Raw genomic sequence first — 20,830 nt, 5'->3', positions numbered from 1 at the left:
CCACGCCGTTCTTCTCCTCCGCTGCGCTCCCCCGAACAACGCCGTGGGGACCCCGCATGAGCACGACCGTGATCACGGGCATCGGCGAGCTCGCCACCAACGACCCGGCGCGGACCGGCGAGGGCGGACTCCTCGGGCTCGTGCACGACGCAGCGGTCGTCGTGGAGGGCAGCCGGGTCGCGTGGGTCGGTCCGGCCGCCGACGCACCCGCCGCCGACGTGCAGGTCGACGCCGGTGGGCGCGCGGTGATCCCCGGCTTCGTCGACTCGCACAGCCACCTCGTCTTCGCCGGCGACCGCTCCGCCGAGTTCGAGGCGCGGATGACCGGCCAGCCCTACGCGGCCGGCGGGATCCGCACCACGGTCGCCAGGACCCGTGCCGCCACCGACGAGCAGCTCACCTCCCACGTCGCCCGGCTCGTCGCCGAGATGCGGGCCCAGGGCACCACCTCCGTCGAGATCAAGAGCGGATACGGGTTGTCGGTCCACGACGAGGCGCGCAGCCTCGCGGTGGCCCGCCAGTTCACCGAGGACACGACCTTCCTCGGCGCCCACGTCGTCCCCGTGGAGTTCCAGGGAGGCACCACCCCCGAGGACTACGTCGACCTCGTCACCGGTCCCATGCTCACGGCCGCCGCACCGTACGCCCGGTGGATCGACGTGTTCTGCGAGGACGGCGCCTTCGACGTCGACCAGGCGCGAGCCATCCTCGCCGCGGGGTCCGACAGCGGCCTGCGCGGACGCCTCCACGCCAACCAGCTGACGTACGGCGGTGGCGTGCAGCTGGCCTGCGAGCTCGGCCTCGTCGCGGTCGACCACTGCACCTTCCTGAGCGACCTGGACGTCGAGTCGCTGAGGGACTCACGGACCATCGCGACGCTCCTGCCGGGCGTGGAGTTCTCCACCCGCCAGCCCTACCCCGACGCGCGCCGCCTGCTCGACGCCGGCGTGCGGGTCGCGCTGGCCAGCGACTGCAACCCCGGTTCCTGCTTCACGTCCTCCATGGCGCTCTGCATCGCGCTGGCCGTCCGCGAGATGCGGATGACCCCGGCCGAGGCCCTGCACGGCGCGACCGCCATGGGGGCGGCCGCCCTCGCCCGCGACGACGTCGGGGTCCTCGCCCCCGGCAAGGTGGCCGACCTGGTCCTCCTCGACGCGCCGTCGTACGTCCACCTCGCCTACCGTCCCGGCGTCCCGCTCGTCGCGGGCGTCTGGCAGGCCGGCCGGCCCGTCGTCGGCCCCTCGAGGTAGTCCAGTGAGAAGTGGCTGTCGATCGGCGGTAGACCCAGCCACTTCCCACTGGACTACCGCAGCCCGGCGGTGACGCGGCTACCTCAGACCCGTGTCGTACGCCGTCGGGACCGCGTCTGAGGTAGCCGGCGACCCGTAGATAGGGCACGCGCCCGATGTCCCGGCCTACCTCATGGACGCAACCTCTACTCACGGTCCGGAACCGGGCCGAGGAGAAGAGGAGAAGGACATGTTCACCACCGACAGCTTCCTGGGCGCCGAGATGACCTACCGACAGGACAAGATCCGGAAGTACTACGGGCCCCTTCGCCGGACCCGTGTCCGCGCCAACGACACCCGGAAGTGACCCACACCGCGATCGACCCGCAGATGTCGGACCGACACGACACAATGTCGTCCGTGCCGGCCCTGCGGACCACCGATCTCATCGGACGCGATGCCGAGCTGGAGCAGCTGACCGCCCAGCTCGGCATTCGCACGTCCGGAGACCCCTCGGGGCCCGGCGCCGGTGATCCCCGCACCGCTCCCGCCCGGGCCGTGCTCGTCGGCGGCGACGCCGGCGTGGGCAAGACCCGCCTCCTGATGGCCCTGCGCGACGCGGCCCTCGAGGCCGACTGGCAGGTCGTCGCCGGCCACTGCCTCGACCTCGCCGACAGCTCGCTGCCCTACCTCCCCTTCTCCGAGATCCTCGGTCGCCTCATGGCCGACCTCCCCGACGTCGCCGCCCGCGTGCTCGAGGTGCACCCCACCCTCGCCCGCCTCCAGCCCGGCCGCCGGATCCGCAGCAGCGAGACCGCGTCGGGCGACCAGGCCCTCGACCGCGGCAACGTCTACGACGCGTTCGGCCACCTCCTCGCCGCCGTCGCCGAGCGCGGGCCGGTCCTCGTCGTGGTCGAGGACGCCCACTGGGCCGACGAGTCCACCCGCGACATGCTCAGCTTCCTCTTCTCCCGTCCGGTGCCGGGTGTCGCGCTCGTCGTGTCCTACCGCGCCGACGACCTCCACCGCCGCCACCCGCTCCGTCGCCAGGTCGCGGAGTGGATGCGCCTGCGCGGGGTCGAGCGGCTCCCGGTCGAGCCGCTCCACGACGACGACGTACGCCGCCTCGTCCGCGCGCTCCACCCGTCCACGCTCTCCGAGGCCGAATACGTCTCCATCGTCGACCGCGCCGAGGGCAACCCGTTCTTCATCGAGGAGCTCGTCGGCGCCGCGTGGTCCGGCCAGGTCCCCGGCGAGCTCGCCGACGTGCTGCTCGTCCACCTCGACCGGCTCGACGAGACGACCCGGCGCGTCGTGCGGCTGGTCTCGGTCGCGGGCCGTCAGGTCAGCCACAGCCTGCTGGCCGCCGTCTCCGACCTCGACTCCGCCGAGCTCGAGGCTGCGCTGCGCACCGCCGTCGACGCCCAGGTCCTGGTGGCCTCGCGCGGCGGCACCTACGCCTTCCGGCACGCGCTGCTCGGCGAGGCGGTCTACGACGACCTGCTGCCCGGCGAGCGGATGCGGTTCCACGCCGCCTTCGTCGCCGCGCTGGGGGAGGGCCGGGCCGTCGGCACGGCGGCCGAGCTCGCGCAGCACGCGCGGCGCGCCGACGACCGCCCGGTCGCCGTCCGCGCCTCCATCGAGGCGGGTGAGGAGGCGATGGCCGTCGGCGGGCCCGCGGAGGCGGCGACCCACTTCCTCGACGCGCTGGAGCTGGTCGACACCGCCCGCGAGCCGCTGCCCGGCGTCGACGCCTTCGCGCTGGCCCGCCGGTGCGCCGAGGCGTTGGTCGCCTCCGGGCGGGTGCACAAGGCCGTGAAGGTGCTGCGGGCGCGGCTCGCGGCCCTGCCGGCCGAGGGCGCCGCCGTCGACCGCGGACAGCTGCTCACGGCCCTCGCGTCGGCGCTCCTGCTCACCGACACCACCGACTCGCCCCGCGACATCGCGGCCGAGGCCGTCGAGCTGCTGCGGAGCGGCCCGCCCAAGCTGCTGGCCAGGGCGCTCCTCGTCCACGCCCAGAGCCTGGGCGGGTGGCACGCCGACGAGGCGCGGAGCGTCGCGGTCCAGGCCCTCGAGCTGGCCGAGCGCAACGACCTCACCAGCCTCGCCGTCGAGCTCCACGCGACCGTCGCCGGGCTCGACCCGCAGGGCGGTGCGAGCCCGAGCGCCGGCTGGCGGGCCGCGGCCGAGCGGGCGCGGCGGGCCGGGCTGATCGAGCCCGAGCTCCGGGCGCTCTACCTGCTCGGCCGGCTCCACCACGACGAGGGCGACCTGCCCCGGGCCGTCGAGGTCTACCGCGAGGTGATCGAGCGGAGCGAGGTCGGGGGCCTGACCTGGTCGCCCTACCCCGCCGAGTCCCGGCTGCTGCTCGCCGTCGTGCTGACCCACCAGGGACTGCTCGACGAGGCGTGGGACCTGCTCGACGTCAGCGGCCAGAACCCGCCCATGGTCTACGAGTGGCTCTTCTTCGCCCACCAGATGCTGATCACCATCGGCATCCGCGGCCGTCGCAAGGAGCACGCCCTCGAGCGGCTCCGCGACTACTGGGGCACCGACGGGCTGACCGCCATCTCGTCCGGCGGCGCGGAGATCATGCGGGCCACGACCGCCGGTGACGGGTCCGGCGCGGTGTCGGTCTACGACGACGTGGTGGCGGTGGTCGTCCCTCTGTGGCACGAGTGGTTCCAGGCGCGGTTGCGGCTCGCGACCCTCACCCTGGCCGCGCTCGCCGCGGCGGCGCCGCGCCAGTCGGCCGAGGAGCGCGATTCGGCGGCCCACGACGTGGAGCGCCTGATGGCCGACGGCGCCCGGGTGATCGACTTCTACGCGCCCTACGACGGCAGCCACGGCCCGGAGTACCGCATGTGGGTGGCCCGCCGCACCGCCGAGCACCTGCGCTGGCGGTGGCTGGCGCAGGTCGACCCGCCCTCGGCCGACGAGCTCGTCGCGGCCTGGCGCGCCGCCGAGGAGACCGCCGTCGCCTACGCCAGCGTCCCGGAGGTCGCGCAGACCCGGGTGCGGTTGGCCGGGGTGCTGCGTGCGGTCGGCGACGCCGCCGGCGCGCGGGCCGTGGCCGACCAGGCGCGGGAGGCGGCCCACGCACTCGGCGCCCGACCGATGCTCGACGAGCTCACCGTTCAGGGGTCCGCGCCCGCGCCCGCCACCGGCACCCACACGGCGACGCTCACACCGCGGGAGGGGGAGATCCTCGCGCTCGTCGCGGAGGGGCGCTCCAACGGCGAGATCGGCAAGCAGCTCTTCATCAGCACCAAGACCGTGTCGGTCCACGTGTCCAACATCCTGGCCAAGCTCGAGGCTTCATCGCGCACCGAGGCCGCCGCGGTGGCCCGTCGCCGCGGCCTGCTCTGAGACGCGGCCGCGCCGGGCGTTTTGTCGGCCCTGCCCGCGGGTAGGTGGAACCCGTCCGACCGCCGGCTGCCCAGGAGCCACCCATGCACGCACGTCGCCTGACCACCGCACTCGCAGCAGCGGCGGTGGTCCTGTCCCCGGCCCTCGTCGTGGCGGGACCCGCCGGAGCCGGGTCGACCGCGGAGCGCACGTCCGAGCGTGCGTCCCAGCTTCGTGCGCCCGACGTCGCCCTGACGACCCGCGACGTGCCGCAGGCCGCGCCGCCGGCGCCGATCGCGGTCGCGACGTCTGCGCGTGCCACCTCGCCGACGTCGGACAGGCCCTTCCGTCGCCCGCTGTTCGCCTTCTGGGGATCGAAGTACAACCGCATCGACGGCTTCACGTTCACGACCGCGCTGCGCGGCTCAGGCACCGGCATCCAGCTCGAGGCGGCCTGGAAGACCTACCGCGGCGTGAAGCCGATCCTGCCGAAGAAGGTGTTCGTGCAGGCCCGCGTCGACGGCGGCCGGTGGGGCAAGGTCAGCGGCGCCCGCGGGAAGATCGGCAAGGAGTACGTCGTCGCCCGTGCGCCGGCACACGTCGTACCTGTCGGCGTGGCGTCCCAGACCGTCGACTACCGGCTCAGGACCAAGAAGATCACGAAGGGTCCCCGCAAGGCCCGTCGCAGCGTCGCGTCCAAGCCGGTCACGGTCACCTTCGACAACCAGGCGATGTACACCGGCGACCAGGCCCGGTTCTACGCCCCGATCGCGCAGCTGTGCCCCAACGCCAACATCCACCTCGACACCACCAACATCACCGGTGACCGCGGCGGCGTCTTCAGCTGGCAGCACGGCATCACCATCGACCCCGCCGACATGGCCGCCCGCGTCGACGAGCCCGAGATCTCCAAGCTGGGCACGGCGATCCACGAGTGCGCCCACATGAAGCAGTTCTACAACTGGGGCGGCACACGCCCCGGCCTCGCGGTGATGGAGGCGCGGTCCGCGGCGGTGTTCGTGGCCGACAACGACCCCGCCGGGCCGACCGTCCCGATGGCTCCCGACTGGGTGCCTCTCGAGCACGCCGCTGACTGCGCCAAGGAGCTCATCTCGCCCGAGCGCTACCGGACCTACGGCGGCTACTGCAACCCCGCGGAGTACGCCGCAGCGGGCCTGCTCTGGCAGAACCAGCAGTACTGAGCGCGGGCGGGTGGGACCCGTCGGTCAGACTTCTCCGCATGCCTGACTTCCGGTGCTCGATCGCCAGCCTCGTCGACGACGAGCCGATGGTCGGCACGGCGCCCACGGACGCCGAGGTCCTCCTCGTGGAGAGCCCCGGCCCGTGGGGTCGCGACGCCGTCAGCGACAACCGCCTCCCCGAGGCGGTCCGCGAGCACCTCGGCTCGGTGGACATGAAGGTCTTCCTGCTCCGCCGGCCCGACGGCAGGGCCGGTCCCGGCACCCGTGTCTTCCACGCCCGCGCCACCGAGACGGGCTACGACGTCCGCGCCGCGGTGCTCGACCGGCCCGAGGACCTCCTGCAGCTCGACCTCGCCCGCATGTCGGCGTACGACGGCCCGCTGTGGCTGGTCTGCACCAACGGCAAGCGCGACCGCTGCTGCGCCGAGATCGGCCGACCGATCGCCGGCCGGCTCGCGGAGACGTGGCCCGAGGGGACGTGGGAGACCACCCACCTCGGCGGTCACCGGTTCTCCGGCACGCTGCTCGCACTTCCCAGCGGGATCACGCTCGGCAGGCTCGACACCGACACCGCCGTCGACGCGTGCGCCGCGGTCGAGCGCGGCGAGGTGCCGCTGCCCTGGACGCGTGGCCGGGCGGGCCGGCCGGCCCTCGACCAGGCGCGCGAGCTGCACGTCCTCGCCGGCGGCGATCCCGCCGACGAGCTGGTGACCGTCCCGGGCCCGCCGAGGCGGCAGTCGTGCGGCGACGACAAGGTGAAGGGCACCACCCGTTTCGAGGTCCGTGAGACGGAGACCGTCGGGGGCTGACCACGTCCCCAGGGGTGTGGGACGGTGGAGGTGGCGAACACCAGACTCGATGCCAGACCCGGGGCGGACCGTCCGTCGCGGCGCGACTAGGAGGATCCATGACCACTCCTGACAACCCCCTCGGCGACGACGAGATGAGCACCGAGGGCGTCGACCCGACCGGCGTCGCAGCCGGGCCCGGCACGGACGCCGACGGCACCGACGCCGACGGCACCGACGGCGACTCGACCGATGCCACCGACAGCGACTCCACCGACGCCGACGGCACCGACGGCGCGGACGCCGACGGGACGGACGGCACGGACGCCGACGGGACCGACGGCACCGACGGGACCGCGCTCTGAGCGCTCTCGACCGGCTCACCGGTGACGCCCAGACCTTCCTCGACAAGGTCTGGGCGTCCTCGGTCCACGTCCACCGCACCGATCCGTCGTACGGCGCCGAGGTGCTCTCGCTCGCCGACGTCGACCACCTGCTCACCGAGACCGCGATCCGCGCCCCCGCGGTCCGGGTCGCCCGCAACGGCTCCGTGCTGACCGAGTCGTCGTTCACCCGAGGCGGCAGCCTTGCCGGCAAGCCGCTCACCGGGCTGGTCGATCCGGTGAAGCTGATGCGCCTGCACGACGAGGGTGCCACCATCGTGCTGCAAGGCCTGCAGCGCTACTGGTCGCCCGTCGGCGACCTGGTCGCGGAGCTGGAGCTCGAGCTCGGCCACCCCTGCCAGGCCAACGCGTACCTCACCCCGCCGGGGGCGCAGGGCTTCGCGGTCCACTCCGACTCCCACGACGTGTTCGTGATGCAGACCCACGGCACCAAGATGTGGGAGGTGCACGGTGAGGGCGGCCCGGGCGACCTGCTGCTCGAGCCGGGGGTCGTGGCCTACCTCCCGACCGGCACGCCCCATGCCGCGCGGGCGCAGGAGTCGGTCTCGCTGCACCTCACGATCGGCATCAACCAGTTGACGTGGCGCAGCCTCGTGACGCGGGAGGTCGGACGCCTGCTCACGGAGGTGCCCGACGACCACCTGCCCGCCGGCTACCTCGACGACCCCGCCCGCCTGTCCGAGGGCCTCGCCGACCACCTCGCTGGCGTCGCCGACGCCGTACGCCGCCTCGACCCCGCCGCGCTCGCCGCGGGCCAGGTCGAGGGCTTCGTCAGCGGCCGCCCGCCCCGCCTGGCCGGCGCCCTGCTCGACCGCGACGCGCTCGCGACCGGGATCGACGCCCACACCCGCCTGCGCCGCCGGCGCGGGCACCCGTGCGTCCTCGTCGACGACGGCGACGCGGTCCGGGTGCTGATCGGCGACCGCGTCCTCCGGGTGCCGTCGCGGGTCCGGCCCGCCCTCGAGCACGTCGCCGCCCACGCCGATCTGACGCCGCACGACCTCCCGCTCGACGACGGGAGCGCGCTCGTGCTCAGCAGGCGGCTGGTGCGGGAGGGCCTGCTCGAGGTCGTCCGGTGACCGCCTTCCGGTGCGCGACGGCCAGCAGGGCCCGCGGCGACGAGCTCGCCGGCACGGCCTCGACGGTGCGCAGCTACCTGCTCGTCGAGCACCCCGGGCCGTGGGGCACCGACGCCCTGCGCGACGCCCGGCTTCCCGACGGCCTCGGCGACCACCTGCAGGAGCAGTCGCGCCGGCACCGGGTGCGGGTGCTGCTCGTCCGGCGGCCCGGCAGGCGCGCCGGCGACGGATCGACGAGGGTGGTCGCCGCGCGCGCCGCGGGCGCGGCCTCGTGGTCGGAGGCCGCCGACCTCGACCGGATCGACGACGTGCGTGACCTCGACCTGGCCGCGCTCGGCGCCGGCCGGTCGCTCGGTCTCGAGCCGGAGGACGCCCCGGTCCTCGCCGTCTGCACCCACGGACGCCACGACGCCTGCTGCGCCGAGCTGGGCCGGCCGGTCGCCCTCGAGCTGGCGTCCGGCCCGCACGCCGCCACCGTCTGGGAGGCCTCCCACGTCGGCGGCGACCGGTTCGCCGGCAACCTCGTCGTGCTGCCGCGCGGCCTCTACTACGGCGGGCTCGACCCGGAGTCGGCCCGCGAGGTCGCGGCCGCCACGGCCAGGGGCGAGGTGCTCCTGGAGCACCTGCGAGGCCGCTCGGACCTGCCGATGGCCGTTCAGGTCGCCGACATCGCGCTGCGCCGCGAGCACGTGCTGGTCGGGCTCGACGACGTACGCCCCGGCGCCGTCCGGGTCGACCACGAGCTCACCACCGCCAGGTTCGCGGTGGCCGGGCGCGGGGAGGTCGACGTCGTCGTACGCCGGGTGGCCGGGGCAGAGGCACACCAGCTCACCTGTGCCGCCCGCCGGGCGAACACGATCCCGGGCCACGAGGTGGTCGAGGTCCGCACCGTGCCCTAAGAAAGTCGCGTGCACCTGGACCCCGCGAGAGGGAGACTGACCGCTCGTGACCTGGACCGACCGGCTCCGAGCGATGCGGATGGACGTGACGCCGCTGCGCGAGTCGCGCGACTTCCGCCTGCTGTTCACCGCCGGCACCGTGTTCTACCTCGGCAGCATGGTCGCCTACGTCGCGGTCCCGTTCGCGATCTACGACCTCACCGGCTCCAACTTCCTCGTCGGTCTCGTCGGTCTCGTCGAGCTCGGGCCGCTCGTCGTGTTCGGGCTGTACGGCGGCGCGCTGGCCGACCACGTCGACCGACGCCGGCTCCTCGTCGGCACCGGGGTCGCCCAGGTCGTGCTGATGGGCGCCTTCGCCGCGAACGCCTTCTCCGCCCATCCGAGGGTGTGGCTGATCTTCGTCATCGCCGCCCTCTATGCCGCCGTCAGCTCGATGCAGCGCCCGTCGCGCGAGGCGCTGGAGCCGCGCACCGTTCGGCACGACCAGATCGCCGCGGCCAACGCGCTGAGCAGCTTCGCCATGCAGTTCGGCGTCCTCCTCGGCCCTCTCGTCGGCGGCCTGCTGGTGGCGTACGTCGGCGTCGGCTGGTGCTTCCTCGTCGGCATGGTCGGCTACTCGATCGCCACGCTGCTGTTCGCTGCCATGCGGCCATACCCGCACGACGGCGAGACCACCCCGCCCAGCCTCCGCGGCATCCACGAGGGCCTGACCTACGCGCTGCGTCGCCGCGACCTGCTCGGCACCTACCTCGTCGACATCGCGGCGATGATGCTGGCCATCCCGGTCGTGCTGTTCCCCGCCCTGGCGCACGAGGTGTTCGCTCGCCCCGAGCTGCTCGGCCTGCTCTACTCGGCCGAGACCGTGGGCGCCCTCGTCGCGACCGCTCTCAGCGGTTGGGTCGGCCGGGTGCACCACCACGGCCGCGCGATCGTGATCGCCGCCAGCCTCTACGGCGCCTGCATCGCGCTCGCCGGACTGATGCCGTCGTTCTGGCTGGCGTGCCTCTTCCTCGCGCTCGCGGGCGCGGCGGACATGGTGTCGGCGGTCTTCCGGTCGACGGTCTGGAACCAGACCATCCCGGACACGATGCGCGGCCGCCTCGCCGGCATCGAGATGCTGTCGTACTCGGTCGGGCCGATGGTCGGCGAGACCCGCGCCGGCTTCGTGGCGGACGCGTGGTCGGTGCGTGGGGCGATGGTCAGCGGTGGCGCCGCGTGCGTCGGCGGGGTGCTGCTCACGGCGGTGGCGTTGCGCGACTTCTGGTCCTACGACTCGCGTACCGACCCGTACGCCCTGGCCGAGCGTGAGCGGCGTGCTGCGGGAGCCGAGTCGTCCGACTAGGGGAGCGCCGGCTCAGCCCAGGCGGTCGCGGAGGTCGGTCGGCCGGTCGGGCGCCGGCTGCCACTCGGCCCGCTCGACGACGAGGCGGGGGCGTCCGGCCTCCGCGTCCTGGAGGTCACGGGCAGCGCGGTTGGCCTGCGCCTGCTCGCGCTGGGCCACGGCCTCGGCGTCGCGCATCTCGACCCTGGACTCGATGAGCTCGCGGTGCAGCGCCTGGACCTTGGCGGCCTGGGCCTGGATCTCCTCGGGCGGGGCCTCGGCGACCACCAGCTCCTCGAGCCTGCCGAGCGCGGTCTGCTCCCGGCGCCGGAGCGCGTCCACGGTGTTGCGGGCCGCCTCTGCGGCGTCCCCGGCCTGCACGGCCTCGAGGGCCTCCTCGGCCGCCTCGCGGCGGAGCTCACCGAAGCTCACCTGGCCGGCCCCGGCGGGGACGAGCTTGGCGCGGTCCTTGTCGGGGTGGACACCGGCGTGCTCGGCCAGCGCCTTGACGAGCTCGCGGGTGGCGACCCGGCGGGCGTCACGCAGCTCGATCTTGGCCTCGAAGCACGCCTGGTAGGCCTTCCAGTCGCTCTCCCACGCGTCGGCCTGCTTCTCGGTGGCGTCGCCGGGCAAGGTCTCGACCGGCGGCCAGATGCGGTTGCCGCGCACCTCGAGGCCCTTGCTGACCGCGAAGTCACGCAGCTGCTCGAGGCCCTGGCGGTGCCGGCGCAGCACGTCGGAGTAGGCGTTGATCGCGCGGCCGAGGCCGCGGAGGTTGTCGCGGACGGTCGCCGACTCCTCGTGGCGGCGGCCGGCGCGGTCGCGGAGCGTGTCGGCGGCCTCGCCGGCGAAGACGTCCTCCGACAGCGTCGAGGTGCGCTCGAAGGCGTCGACGGCGAGCTCGACCTTGGCGGCGAGCCGGCGCACGGAGTCGCCGTAGGAGTCGACCTTGTCGGGCTCGAGCCAGTGGTAGTGGCAACCGATCGGGTCGCCGAACTGGAGCTTGTCCTGCTGGGTCTCGATCCGGTCGACGACGACCCGGGTCATGGCTTCACCTGGTCGAGCTCGGCGGCGAACGTGGCGGCCTGTCCGACCATGGAGTCGAGCTCGTCGAAGTCGATGATCGAGTCGTCGACCGCGCCGGCGAGGGTGCGGCACTTCTTCGCCACCTGCTCGGCGTCGTCGACCAGGCTGCGGACCCCCTCGACCATGAGGTCGCGCCAGGGGAAGTCGTCGGCGGGGTGGTCGATGTCACCGAGCGCGGACCGCAGGTCCTCGCGGGCGGAGTCGAGCTCCTCCTTGGCGCCGCGCAGCGCCCGCTGGTTGATCGCGATCGGCCTCATGGCCTTCTTCTGCCCCGATGAACGGCGTCGAAACCAGAAGTCGTGGAACTGTGAACTAGGCGGTCACCCGGTCTGGACCGCACCTCGCGGAGGCGCTGGCCAACCACGCCGTCGAGCGGACCAAAGCCGTACGCCCTCCCGGCCGCTGAGCGCGGACCTCGGGCGGTCGAGGTCGTTCGGTCCGATCGACGGTCTGACCCGACGGGTCAGACGTGGCCGCTGAGCTGCGCCAGCCGCAGCTCGAGGCGCCCGAGGAGGTCGGTGCAGGCCTTCTCCGGCATCGCGGAGCGCTTGTCGCCACCCCGGGCGCACACCGGCAGCACGTCGATCGACAGCTTGGCGCCGCCGGCGAGCGCGCGCAGCTCGTCGAGCTTGTCGCCGAAGGGCGTGCCGCTGCCGGGGGAGTAGTAGTGCACGGCGGCGTCGACGTCGTCGGCGAAGAGGTCGGCCTTCGTGACCGCGACGACCAGCCAGGTGGGTCGGTCGCGGCGGACGGCCATGCTCGCGATCCGGTGCGCCGTGATCGCCCAGTCCTCCAGCTCGGCGGCCAGCAGCTCCTCGCGGGTGGCGAGGGCCGCGCCGGTGGTGCCGCCCGTGCGGCGCGGGGTCGCGTGGCCCCACGCCACGACGTGCAGCACGCCGTCGACGGGCTCGTCGTGGAAGACCTCGTCGAGCGCCCCGAGCCGGGTGGCGGCGTTCTCGCCCGGCACGACCCGGAAGCGGTAGCCGCGCAGCCGTGCGTTGCGACGGGTACGACGCTCCATCACGGCCGAGCCGACGTCCGCCCCGCCGGCCGACTCCGCGCTCGCACGCCGGGAGAGCCGGTCGACCAGACGGGTCTTGCCGACGCCGGTCATGCCGGTCACCGCCACCGTCGGGTAGCGGTGCCGGAGGAGACGGGAGGCCCGGTCCGGGGCCTGGGAGAGCGCGGCGAGCGCGCCAGTGGCGATGGTGGTGCCGATGGCTGCCTTGCCGTGTCGCAACGGTGACTGCATGGCCCCATCCTGTCCGACGCGCGGTGGCAGGCTCGCTCGACGGGCGGGCGACTTGGACCCGCAACCGCTCGTCCCGGACAATGGCGTCGTCCCCGCTCCCGCATGAAAGGCACCCGCCCACCGTCATGGACACCGAGAACCGCCCCGTGCTGACCGGCCTCGTGGCCCTGGTCGGCGTCGCCGTGGTCATCGGCCTGCTTGGCGGGCTGGCTGTCCTCGTCGGGGTCAAGGCCGCCGGCATCGGCGACAACACCGAGGCCACCAGCGACCCGACGTCCTCGGCGACGTTCCGGCTGCCCAAGCCCACGGAGACCAGCACCGAGACCACGCCCGAGGAGACGGAGCCCAGCCCGGGCGCCGAGACCTCATCGGAGGCGCCGGCGGAGGGCATCTCGCTGACGGCGACGCAGCAGTCGGTGAGCCCGATGCAGCAGATCGACCTGACCGGGACCTACCAGGCCGGCGAGGGCGCCATCCTGCAGGTGCAGCGGATGGAGAACGGCGCGTGGTCCGACTTTCCGGTGACCATGTCGGTCAGCGGCGGCACCTTCGCGACGTACGTCCAGACGAGCCGCACCGGTCCCAACCAGTTCCGCGTGGTCGACACCGACTCGGACGTCGTGTCCAACGAGGTGACGATCACCGTCGGCTGAGGGCCGCCGCCCGGGCCAGGTCCACGCGCCTGGTCCAGTAGCCGACCCAGCCGGCCCCGACCAGTCCGAGCACACCGACGGTCATGCACGCCACCGCCAGCGGTGCGACGGCGGCCACGGCGCTGACCAGCAGCGGCCCGCCCGTGTTGCCAATGTCGCCGCACAGCCGCCACGCGCCGAGGAACTGCGACCTGCCGTCGGCGGGTGCGGCATCCGCGCCCAGGGTCATCACGATGCCCGACCCGAGGCCGTTGCCGCACGCGATGAGCGCCATCACCAGGGCCACCGACACCGCGTCGGTCGCGAGCGGCAGCAGGAGGCACGCGACGGCCATCGACAGCACCACCGGCACGGCGACGACCATCCGGCCGCGGGTGTCCATCAGCCAGCCGCCCGGCCACATGAACGCCACGTCGAGGGCGGCGGCGCCGGCGAAGATGAGTGACGTCGTCGATGCCGACAGCCCGACGTGGTCGGCCCACAGCGGCAGGAGGCTGAGCCGCAGCGAGCGGCTCGCCCCGAGGATCACCACCGCGGTGCCCAGCGTGGCCAGCAGCCGGCGGTGCGCGGCGATCACGGTCCACACGCCCAGGTGGCCGGTCGCCCGGGCGGCGGCGCGCTTCTCCTCGCCGAGGTCGGGCATCGAGGCCGCGAGCAGGGAGGCGAGGACGGACATCGCGGCACCCAGCCAGAAGACGCTCGTCAGGTCGGAGACCGCGATCAGCCCGGCCCCGATGAGCGGACCGATGAGCACCCCGGCGCGGTAGGACCCGCCCAGCAGCGACATCGCCCGCGCCCGGTGGCTCTCCGGCACGACGTCGATCATGAAGCCCTGCCGGGCGATGAGGAACAACGTCCAGCACACGCCGCTGAGCAGGACCCCGATCGCCAGTCCCAGGACGGAGTCGGTCAGCGCCGCGAAGGCCATCGCGCAGGCGTCGACGAGGCCCGCGCCCACCAGCGCCCGCCGCTCGCCGATCCGCGCGACCAGCGCGCCTGCCGGCAGGCTCGCGAGGAGCTGCCCGACCCCGAGGAGGGCGACGATCGCGGCCGCGACGCTGACGTCGGCCCCGAGGTCGCGGGCCCGCAGGGCGAGCACCGGCAGCATCGCGCCGTGGCCGATGGCGGAGACGACCGAGGGCCCGTACGCGACGAGGAGGATGTCGCGGAAGCGGAAGTCCTGCGTGGTCCCCGAGGTCACCGGCACATCCTCGCAGCGTCGTCCGGCGAGCCGCCCGGCCGGACCGTCGTACGAACCTGCCGGCCTCGTGGTGCTGCCTGCCACGCCGGGCGCCCGTAGGCTCCAGACGTGGCCGAACCGACCGATACCCAGCCCGTTCCCGTCGACCTCCCCGGGGAGGGTGACTGGCTCGCGTGGGTGGCGCAGCGCTGCCGCGACCAGCTCGAGGAGGCGCAGCAGCAGGTCGGGCTGGTGAAGGCCGGCTCCTCGGACGCCCCCGTCGTCCTGGTCGCGTGGAACAAGGCCGAGACGGCGATCGCCAACGCCGAGGCCGTCGCGCTGTGGGCCGAGGTCCACCCCGACGCGGCCGTCCGCGACCTCGCCGACGACCTCAGCCAGCAGGTGCAGAAGTACGTCACCGAGCTCGGCCTGGACCGCGACCTGTACGCCGTCTTCGACCGGCTCGCGACGTCGTCCGACCTCTCCATCCTCGACGCCGACGGCCGCCGGGTGCTCGAGCACACGCTGCGCGACTTCCGCCGCGCCGGCGTCGATCGTGACGACGCCACCCGCGACCGGCTCCGCGCGCTCAGCGAGCAGAGCGTCAAGCTGTCGCAGGACTTCGGTCGCAACATCCGCGACGACGTCCGGTCGATCCGGATCGCGCCCGAGCGGCTGGTCGGCCTCCCCGAGGACTACCGCGCCGCCCACGCGCCTGGGGAGGACGGCCTCGTCACCATCACCACCGACTACCCCGACCTGGTCCCGTTCATCACCTTCGGCTCCGACGCCGAGGCCCGCCACGAGCTGGCCCTGGCGCAGAACAACGTCGCCTGGCCCGCCAACGACCAGGTGCTCCAGGACCTGCTGGCGGTGCGTCGTGAGACCGCGCAGCTGCTCGGCTACGACTCGTGGCCCGACTACGACACCGAGGTCAAGATGATCGGCAACGGCCAGGCCGTCGCCGACTTCATCGACCGGGTCGGCGAGGCGGCCAAGGAGCGGGCCGGCGACGAGGTCGGCGTCCTCCTCGAGCGCAAGCGCGCCGACGACCCGTCCGCGGACGCCGTGGCCACCTACGACTCGCGCTTCTACTCCGAGCTCGTCCGGAGGGAGCAGTACGACGTCGACGGCCAGGTCGTGCGCACCTACTTCCCGTTCGAGCAGGTCCGCCAGGGCCTCCTCGACGTCACCGGCCGGCTCTTCGGCCTCGGATGGACGCCCGTCGCGCGTGAGGACGCCGGCACCTGGCACGACGAGGTCGCCAGCTACGACGTCGACCTCGACGGCACCCGCATCGGGCGGATCCACCTCGACCTGCACCCGCGCGAGGGCAAGTTCAAGCACGCGGCCCAGTTCGACCTGGTCAAGGGCATCGCCGGCGAGCAGCTCCCCGAGGGCGTGCTGGTGTGCAACTTCAACCGGGGCCTGATGGAGCACGACGAGGTCGTGACGCTCTTCCACGAGTTCGGCCACCTCGTCCACCACGTCCTCGCCGGCCAGGGCCAGTGGGCCCGCTTCTCCGGCGTCGCCACCGAGTGGGACTTCGTCGAGGCGCCCAGTCAGATGCTGGAGGAGTGGGCCTGGGACGCCGACGTGCTGGCGACCTTCGCGCGCAACGAGGCGGGCGAGACCATCCCGGCCGACCTGGTCGCCGCGATGCGCCGGGCCGAGCAGTTCGGCAAGGGCCTCTACGCCGTGCAGCAGATGTCGTACGCGGCGAGGTCCTACTGGTTCCACGCCGGCGAGCACGACGACCTCACGGCCTACGGCGACGAGCTGCAGCGCCGCTACTCGGTGTTCCCGCCGCTGGACGGCGCCCACATGCACTGCGCCTTCGGCCACCTCGACGGCTACTCGTCGGGCTACTACACCTACATGTGGTCGCTCGTCATCGCCAAGGACCTCTTCTCGGCGTTCGACCCCGACGACCTCTTCGCGGCCGACGTCGCCCTCGCCTACCGCGACAAGGTGCTCGCGATGGGTGGCCGCGGGGACGCCGCCGACCTGGTCGCCGACTTCCTGGGCCGGCCCTACTCCTTCGACAGCTGGGCTGCCTGGCTGGCGGAGTAGTCCGGAGCAGTCCGGAGCAGTCCGGAGCAGGACCGAGCAACGGGGCGGGGCAGCAGTGCTGCCCCGCCCCGTCACGGAGTGGCTGAGGTCAGGAGACGTTCAGCGCGGTGTCGTCGACCACGAAGCTGGTCTGCAGCGACGAGTCCTCCGTCATCGTGAAGCGGATGGTGACCGTCTTGCCCTTGTAGGCGGTGAGGTTGTGCGAGTACTGCGTGTACGTCGCGTTGGTGCCCACGTTGCTGAAGCTGCGCAGCGTGGTGGCGGTGCTCCCGTCCACGACCTGCACGCGCATCGTGTCGTACGCCGTCGAGCCGCTCTCGGCGGTGTCGGTGCGGATCCAGTACGACAGCGTGGCCGCGGTCGCGTTGGACGGGACGGTCACCGTCTGGTTGACCGTCTCGGTGCTCGAGGAGCCGTTGCCGCCGAGCCAGAGCTTCCACGAGCCCGTGCGGGCCGCGCGACCGGTGTTGTTGGTGATCGGGCCGGCGGTGCCGGTCCAGGTCGTCGCGCCGGACTCGAAGCCGGGGTTCCCCAGGATGTTGCCGCCGGTGGGCGGGTCGGTCGGGGGCGTGGTGGTGCCGCCGCAGGTCGGGTCGGCGGTCTGGGCCGGCACGTTGACGGCGTTCCAGGCGGCCTTGACGGCGTTGAACTGGGCGCAGGTGCTGTCCAGGTTCTTGGCCGCGGTGAGCGTCCAGGTGCGGTACTTCAGGTAGTTCGACGAGCTCGTCTTCATCAGCATCGCGTTGTAGAGGACCTTGATGGCCGCCTGCTCGCCGAGGCCGGTCACGGACTGGCCGTTGCACTTCGAGACGCCGCCGCGCGAGAGCAGGTAGAACCAGTGGTCGCCGGGGCCGGCGGCCGCGTGGACCTCGGCGGTCGGGATCGAGCTCGAGTAGCACGAGGGGTCACCCACGTTGGCGGGGTTGGAGCCGTCGCGGATCGGTCCCTGGCCGACGAGGTTCACTTCCTCGCCGACGGTGTGGTCGGGGGCGTCGTACGGCGCCACCTGGCCGTCGTAGTACTCCGTGGCCGCCGCGAGGGCGTCACCGATGAACTCCTGCGTGCCGCCGCCGGAGATGCCGCCGGGGGTCTTGTCGTCGACGCCGTGGCCGAACTCGTGGGCCACCACGTCCATCGAGGAGATCCAGGCGCCGGCCTGGTTCTTGCCGACCTGGACCTGCGTGCCGTCGTAGTAGGCGTTGATGTCGTTGAGGCCGACGCGGATCGGGACCCAGCCGCCCGAGCCGTTCATGCCGCTGCGGCCGAGCCACGACGACATCATCGCCTTCATCTGCTGCGCGGCGTAGAGCGCGTCGACGCAGCCGGTCTCGCGGTTGGTCGCGTTGCCGTTGCCCCACAGGTCGTCGGTGCCGGAGAACGTCGTGTTGGTCGCGGCGTCCTGGCAGCGCAGCGTCGTCGCCGTCGGGTCGGTCATCGTGTAGCTGCTGCCCGAACCGCTGGTCGCGATGGGCAGCGGGTTGGGGCCGGAGTAGGCGGCCGTGCCGGAGCCGTGGGCGATCTGCTCGCGCGCCTCGAGGACGCTCCCGTCCTTGGCGTCGACCCAGACCTTCTGCCACGACACCTCGCCGGCGTCGGTGCCGCGGACCTCGACCTCGTACGCCAGCCGGGTGCCGGTGTCGCGGTGCCAGATCACGAGCTCCGGGCCCGAGGCGTCGCTGACCTCGTCGACCTGGCCCTTGGCGACGGCGGCCGCGCGGGCCGCGGGCACCTGGGCGGTGGTGGAGGCGATGTCGACCGGTGCCTCCTGGGCGACCGACGACCCGAGGACCCGGCCGTCGGCGTCGGCGAGGACGACGAAGTCGCCACCGACCACGCGCAGGCCCTCGTGGGTCCGCTCGTAGGCCATCGAGTAGACGCCGTTGTCGCCCTCGAACGTGCCGGCGCGGACGAACGAGTCGGCGGCGGCGCGCTCCAGCGCGGTCGAATGGCCCTTGACCCAGGCGCTGGCCGCCTGCTGGGCCTCGAGGCGGGGATCGCCCGCCGAGGGTGCGGCGCCGGCCGAGGTGACGGTCGGAACCAGGAACGACGCAGCGACGGCTGACGCTGCGACACCGGCCAGGACGGCCGGACGGAGTGATTTCACTGGGGTTTCCAATCATGAGTTCGCGTCGGTCGACGCGAGGGTGGATTGGGGTGTTGCGGACCACTGCACAAACTCGCAATCGCCGGACGGGTCGTCAATGAGCGCGGATCTGCGTGTTCGTGCAACGCGAGAAGATGCACCGTTCGGCCGATGACCGGACAAAAGTGTCCGATAGCCGGGAAGGGGTGCGACTGGGTCGCCGATCAGCGGGTCGGCGCGGAGGTCGGTCGGGTCAGCGGCCGAGCAGGGCGGGCCGTGCGGGTGTCACAGCCGTGAGGCGGTCCGCGACGGCGTCGCCGAACTCCCGGTGCCCGTCCTCGGTGAGGTGGAGCCGGTCGTCGAGGTAGTCCAGGTCGAGGTCGCTCGTGCGCACGTAGGGGACGCCGTACAGGTCGGCGAGCACCTGGAGCCGGTCGTCGACCCGGGGCACGGCACCGGCCCGGAGCGGGGCCGTCGCGGGACCGACGATCACCACGCGGTGGCCGACCAGGTCGGCCATCAGCTCGCGGAAGCCGCGGTTGATGGCGCGGTCGGGCTGGTCGTAGTCGTTCAGGCCACCCTCGACCACCACGAGGCGGGGCTGCACGCCGAGCGCGGTCGGCGCGCGGTCGTGGAAGGAGACGCGACCGCAGCCGCTGGCCCCGGCGCTGAAGCCCGACCCGGAGAAGCCGCGGACGTGGACCTCGCCCGGGAGCCGGCCGGCCCACGACCGGGTCAGGTCGTCCTGCCCGAGGCCGACCGACCACGAGTCACCGATCACCAGGACCCGCTCGCCACGACCCGTCACGACCGCCGCGCGCTCGCGGGCGTCGAGGCGGTGCTGCTGGCACCGGGTGGGTCCGGCGTCGGCGATGTCGGCGACGTAGAACGCCATCAGGGCAGCGATCAGCAGCGCGATGGTCGAGGCGCCGACGACCCGGCGCAGGTTCCCCCGATGGAGCACGAGAGAAGTGTGCGGCCTGGAGGCCGTTCCGCGCAGGCGAAAACCCCTGAGATTCCCCTGACTTCGGGACCTAGGCTGCCGCCCATGACGACCGACGCCCTCCTGGCGGCCTACGACGAGCAGCTCCGCACCGACGCCGAGATGGCCCGGGCCCAGGAGGTCGTGCGCGAGGGGCCGCTCCTGTGGGGCGTCTTCGACCACGGCGGGTTCGTGTCCTACCGCGACCTCGGCGGCCTCGAGGGTGAGGCGCTGGACGCGCTCATCGAGCGGACGGTGGCCCACTACCGCGACGACACCGACGTCGCGGCGTTCGAGTGGAAGTCGCGCGGGCACGACCGGCCCGCCGACCTCGGCGAGCGGCTCGTCGCCCACGGGTTCGTCGCTGAGCCGCGGGAGACGGTGATGATCGGCGAGGCGTCGCTGCTCGACGTCGACGTGCCCCTCGCCGAGACGCCCGAAGGGCCCGTCGTCGTACGACGTCTCGAGCCGGGCCCGTCGGTCGTCGACGACCTCACCCGGATGCTCGACGCGCAGGAGTCGGTCTTCGGCACGGGTCGTGGGCCGTCGGTGGAGTCATCGCTGGCCGAGCTCGAGTCCGGCGACTCGGAGTTCTGGGTCGCCGAGGTCGGCGGCCGCGTCGTCAGCGGCGGCCGGTTGACCCCGGTCCCCGGCACCGAGTTCGCGGGCATCTGGGGCGGCTCGACGCTGCCCGACTACCGCGGCCGCGGGATCTACCGCGCGCTCGTCGCCGCGCGCGCCCGGTCGGCGACGGCCCGCGGCATCCGGTTCATCAACTCCGACTGCACCGACATGTCCCGCCCGATCCTCGAGCGCTCCGGGCTGCAGGCCGTGACCACCACGACGCCGTACGTCTGGACGCGCTGACCTCGAGTCGGCGCATCCTCGCGCCGGGTCGACCGCGTACGCGCGTCAGAGCGGCGCGTAGTCGATCTCGAGGAAGTCCGCGACCTCCGGCACCCAGCGGTCCGCGACGAAGGCGGTGTGCACGGGGTGCTCGTTGTAGCCGTCATACGCCGCCTGGTCGGCGAACTCCATCGAGAAGCCGAAGGCGAAGTCGTTCTTCGGGCTGGTCTGGCGCAGCTGCTCGAACGCCGTGACTCCCGGGATGTCGGCCAGCGCCCGGGCGGCGGCGAGGAAGTCGGCCTCCTCGGTGGAGCCGGGGGCGTGGTGGAGCCGGAACGCGACGGTGTGGCGGATCATGCGCCAAGGCTAGCCAAGACGAGGGGGGAGCCAGGTCACACCAGATTT

The 20,830-nt window shown here is 73.2% G+C and carries 18 protein-coding genes; 11 read left to right on the top strand and 7 right to left on the bottom strand.

Going from position 1 to position 20,830, the window contains the following annotated elements; genetic code table 11:
• The first annotated feature begins 56 nt into the window (after window positions 1–56).
• The 8 genes from hutI to ACXJKB_RS00230 all read left to right on the top strand — a co-directional run bounded on the left by hutI (window position 57) and on the right by ACXJKB_RS00230 (window position 10,291).
• Window positions 57–1,250, top strand: coding sequence for an imidazolonepropionase (gene hutI, locus ACXJKB_RS00265; protein ID WP_457184498.1), 1,194 nt, complete (start codon window positions 57–59; stop codon window positions 1,248–1,250).
• A gap of 399 nt (window positions 1,251–1,649) precedes the next feature.
• Window positions 1,650–4,598 carry a helix-turn-helix transcriptional regulator gene (locus ACXJKB_RS00260; protein ID WP_457184497.1) on the top strand — a complete coding sequence of 983 codons (2,949 nt, stop codon included), beginning with the start codon at window positions 1,650–1,652 and terminating at the stop codon, window positions 4,596–4,598.
• An 83-nt stretch (window positions 4,599–4,681) separates the two neighbouring features.
• A complete protein-coding gene (locus tag ACXJKB_RS00255) occupies window positions 4,682–5,779 on the top strand; it encodes a hypothetical protein (RefSeq protein WP_457184496.1) in 1,098 nt (365 codons plus the stop codon).
• A 38-nt stretch (window positions 5,780–5,817) separates the two neighbouring features.
• Window positions 5,818–6,588: a sucrase ferredoxin gene (locus tag ACXJKB_RS00250; protein WP_457184495.1), complete on the top strand. Its 771-nt coding sequence runs from the start codon at window positions 5,818–5,820 to the stop codon at window positions 6,586–6,588.
• 98 nt (window positions 6,589–6,686) lie between these two features.
• On the top strand, window positions 6,687–6,932 hold the full coding sequence (locus ACXJKB_RS00245; protein WP_457184494.1) for a hypothetical protein: 246 nt from the start codon (window positions 6,687–6,689) through the stop codon (window positions 6,930–6,932).
• 101 nt (window positions 6,933–7,033) lie between these two features.
• Window positions 7,034–8,050, top strand: a complete 1,017-nt coding sequence (locus ACXJKB_RS00240; protein ID WP_457184493.1) for a JmjC domain-containing protein — start codon at window positions 7,034–7,036, stop codon at window positions 8,048–8,050.
• On the top strand, window positions 8,047–8,949 hold the full coding sequence (locus tag ACXJKB_RS00235) for a sucrase ferredoxin (RefSeq protein ID WP_457184492.1): 903 nt from the start codon (window positions 8,047–8,049) through the stop codon (window positions 8,947–8,949). The genes ACXJKB_RS00240 and ACXJKB_RS00235 overlap by 4 nt, the downstream gene beginning before the upstream one ends.
• 46 nt (window positions 8,950–8,995) lie before the next feature.
• Window positions 8,996–10,291, top strand: coding sequence for an MFS transporter (locus ACXJKB_RS00230; RefSeq protein WP_457184491.1), 1,296 nt, complete (start codon window positions 8,996–8,998; stop codon window positions 10,289–10,291).
• A gap of 12 nt (window positions 10,292–10,303) precedes the next feature.
• Here ACXJKB_RS00230 and ACXJKB_RS00225 read toward each other — a convergent pair whose 3' ends face one another.
• The 3 genes from ACXJKB_RS00225 to ACXJKB_RS00215 form a co-directional block, all read right to left on the bottom strand.
• Window positions 10,304–11,317 carry a hypothetical protein gene (locus ACXJKB_RS00225; protein WP_457184490.1) on the bottom strand — a complete coding sequence of 338 codons (1,014 nt, stop codon included), beginning with the start codon at window positions 11,315–11,317 and terminating at the stop codon, window positions 10,304–10,306.
• Complete coding sequence (locus ACXJKB_RS00220) at window positions 11,314–11,613, bottom strand: hypothetical protein (RefSeq protein WP_457184489.1); 300 nt, start codon at window positions 11,611–11,613, stop codon at window positions 11,314–11,316. The genes ACXJKB_RS00225 and ACXJKB_RS00220 overlap by 4 nt, the downstream gene beginning before the upstream one ends.
• 206 nt (window positions 11,614–11,819) lie before the next feature.
• Entirely contained in the window at window positions 11,820–12,608 is a 789-nt protein-coding gene (locus ACXJKB_RS00215; RefSeq protein WP_457184488.1) for a hypothetical protein, read from the bottom strand.
• A gap of 125 nt (window positions 12,609–12,733) precedes the next feature.
• Between ACXJKB_RS00215 and ACXJKB_RS00210 the strand changes: the two genes are divergently transcribed.
• Window positions 12,734–13,261, top strand: coding sequence for a hypothetical protein (locus ACXJKB_RS00210; protein ID WP_457184487.1), 528 nt, complete (start codon window positions 12,734–12,736; stop codon window positions 13,259–13,261).
• Here the strand turns inward: ACXJKB_RS00210 and ACXJKB_RS00205 are convergent.
• Entirely contained in the window at window positions 13,248–14,462 is a 1,215-nt protein-coding gene (locus ACXJKB_RS00205) for an MFS transporter (RefSeq protein ID WP_457184486.1), read from the bottom strand. The two genes, ACXJKB_RS00210 and ACXJKB_RS00205, sit on opposite strands and share 14 nt — an antisense overlap.
• Before the next feature lie 108 nt (window positions 14,463–14,570).
• Here ACXJKB_RS00205 and ACXJKB_RS00200 point away from each other — a divergent pair, with 108 nt between their 5' ends.
• Complete coding sequence (locus tag ACXJKB_RS00200) at window positions 14,571–16,514, top strand: M3 family metallopeptidase (RefSeq protein WP_457184485.1); 1,944 nt, start codon at window positions 14,571–14,573, stop codon at window positions 16,512–16,514.
• An 88-nt stretch (window positions 16,515–16,602) separates the two neighbouring features.
• Here the strand turns inward: ACXJKB_RS00200 and ACXJKB_RS00195 are convergent, their stop codons facing one another.
• Together ACXJKB_RS00195 and ACXJKB_RS00190 are read right to left on the bottom strand one after the other, a co-directional pair.
• Window positions 16,603–18,618 carry a M4 family metallopeptidase gene (locus ACXJKB_RS00195; protein ID WP_457184484.1) on the bottom strand — a complete coding sequence of 672 codons (2,016 nt, stop codon included), beginning with the start codon at window positions 18,616–18,618 and terminating at the stop codon, window positions 16,603–16,605.
• 232 nt (window positions 18,619–18,850) lie between these two features.
• Window positions 18,851–19,561 (bottom strand): SGNH/GDSL hydrolase family protein, encoded by a 711-nt coding sequence (locus ACXJKB_RS00190; RefSeq protein WP_457184483.1) that lies wholly within the window; start codon window positions 19,559–19,561, stop codon window positions 18,851–18,853.
• Between the two features lie 84 nt (window positions 19,562–19,645).
• Here ACXJKB_RS00190 and ACXJKB_RS00185 point away from each other — a divergent pair, with 84 nt between their 5' ends.
• Window positions 19,646–20,446: a GNAT family N-acetyltransferase gene (locus ACXJKB_RS00185; RefSeq protein ID WP_457184482.1), complete on the top strand. Its 801-nt coding sequence runs from the start codon at window positions 19,646–19,648 to the stop codon at window positions 20,444–20,446.
• A gap of 45 nt (window positions 20,447–20,491) precedes the next feature.
• On the opposite strand, the gene ACXJKB_RS00180 is transcribed toward ACXJKB_RS00185, so the two are convergent.
• Window positions 20,492–20,782, bottom strand: a complete 291-nt coding sequence (locus tag ACXJKB_RS00180; RefSeq protein WP_457184481.1) for a Dabb family protein — start codon at window positions 20,780–20,782, stop codon at window positions 20,492–20,494.
• Window positions 20,783–20,830 lie beyond the last annotated feature (48 nt).

The sequence above is a fragment of the Nocardioides sp. P5_E3 genome, from assembly GCF_054049275.1.
The sequence above is the reverse complement of the archived record's forward strand: the minus strand, read 5'-3'. Positions and strand labels throughout refer to the sequence as shown.

Excerpts from the sequence above, each read along its gene's own strand:
- hutI (WP_457184498.1), top strand. The coding sequence starts at position 57 with ATGAGCACGACCGTGATCACGGGCATCGGCGAGCTCGCCACCAACGAC.
- ACXJKB_RS00255 (WP_457184496.1), top strand. The coding sequence starts at position 4,682 with ATGCACGCACGTCGCCTGACCACCGCACTCGCAGCAGCGGCGGTGGTC.
- ACXJKB_RS00250 (WP_457184495.1), top strand. The coding sequence starts at position 5,818 with ATGCCTGACTTCCGGTGCTCGATCGCCAGCCTCGTCGACGACGAGCCG.
- ACXJKB_RS00245 (WP_457184494.1), top strand. The coding sequence starts at position 6,687 with ATGACCACTCCTGACAACCCCCTCGGCGACGACGAGATGAGCACCGAG.
- ACXJKB_RS00225 (WP_457184490.1), bottom strand. The coding sequence starts at position 11,317 with ATGACCCGGGTCGTCGTCGACCGGATCGAGACCCAGCAGGACAAGCTC.
- ACXJKB_RS00220 (WP_457184489.1), bottom strand. The coding sequence starts at position 11,613 with ATGAGGCCGATCGCGATCAACCAGCGGGCGCTGCGCGGCGCCAAGGAG.
- ACXJKB_RS00215 (WP_457184488.1), bottom strand. The coding sequence starts at position 12,608 with ATGCAGTCACCGTTGCGACACGGCAAGGCAGCCATCGGCACCACCATC.
- ACXJKB_RS00210 (WP_457184487.1), top strand. The coding sequence starts at position 12,734 with ATGGACACCGAGAACCGCCCCGTGCTGACCGGCCTCGTGGCCCTGGTC.
- ACXJKB_RS00185 (WP_457184482.1), top strand. The coding sequence starts at position 19,646 with ATGACGACCGACGCCCTCCTGGCGGCCTACGACGAGCAGCTCCGCACC.
- ACXJKB_RS00180 (WP_457184481.1), bottom strand. The coding sequence starts at position 20,782 with ATGATCCGCCACACCGTCGCGTTCCGGCTCCACCACGCCCCCGGCTCC.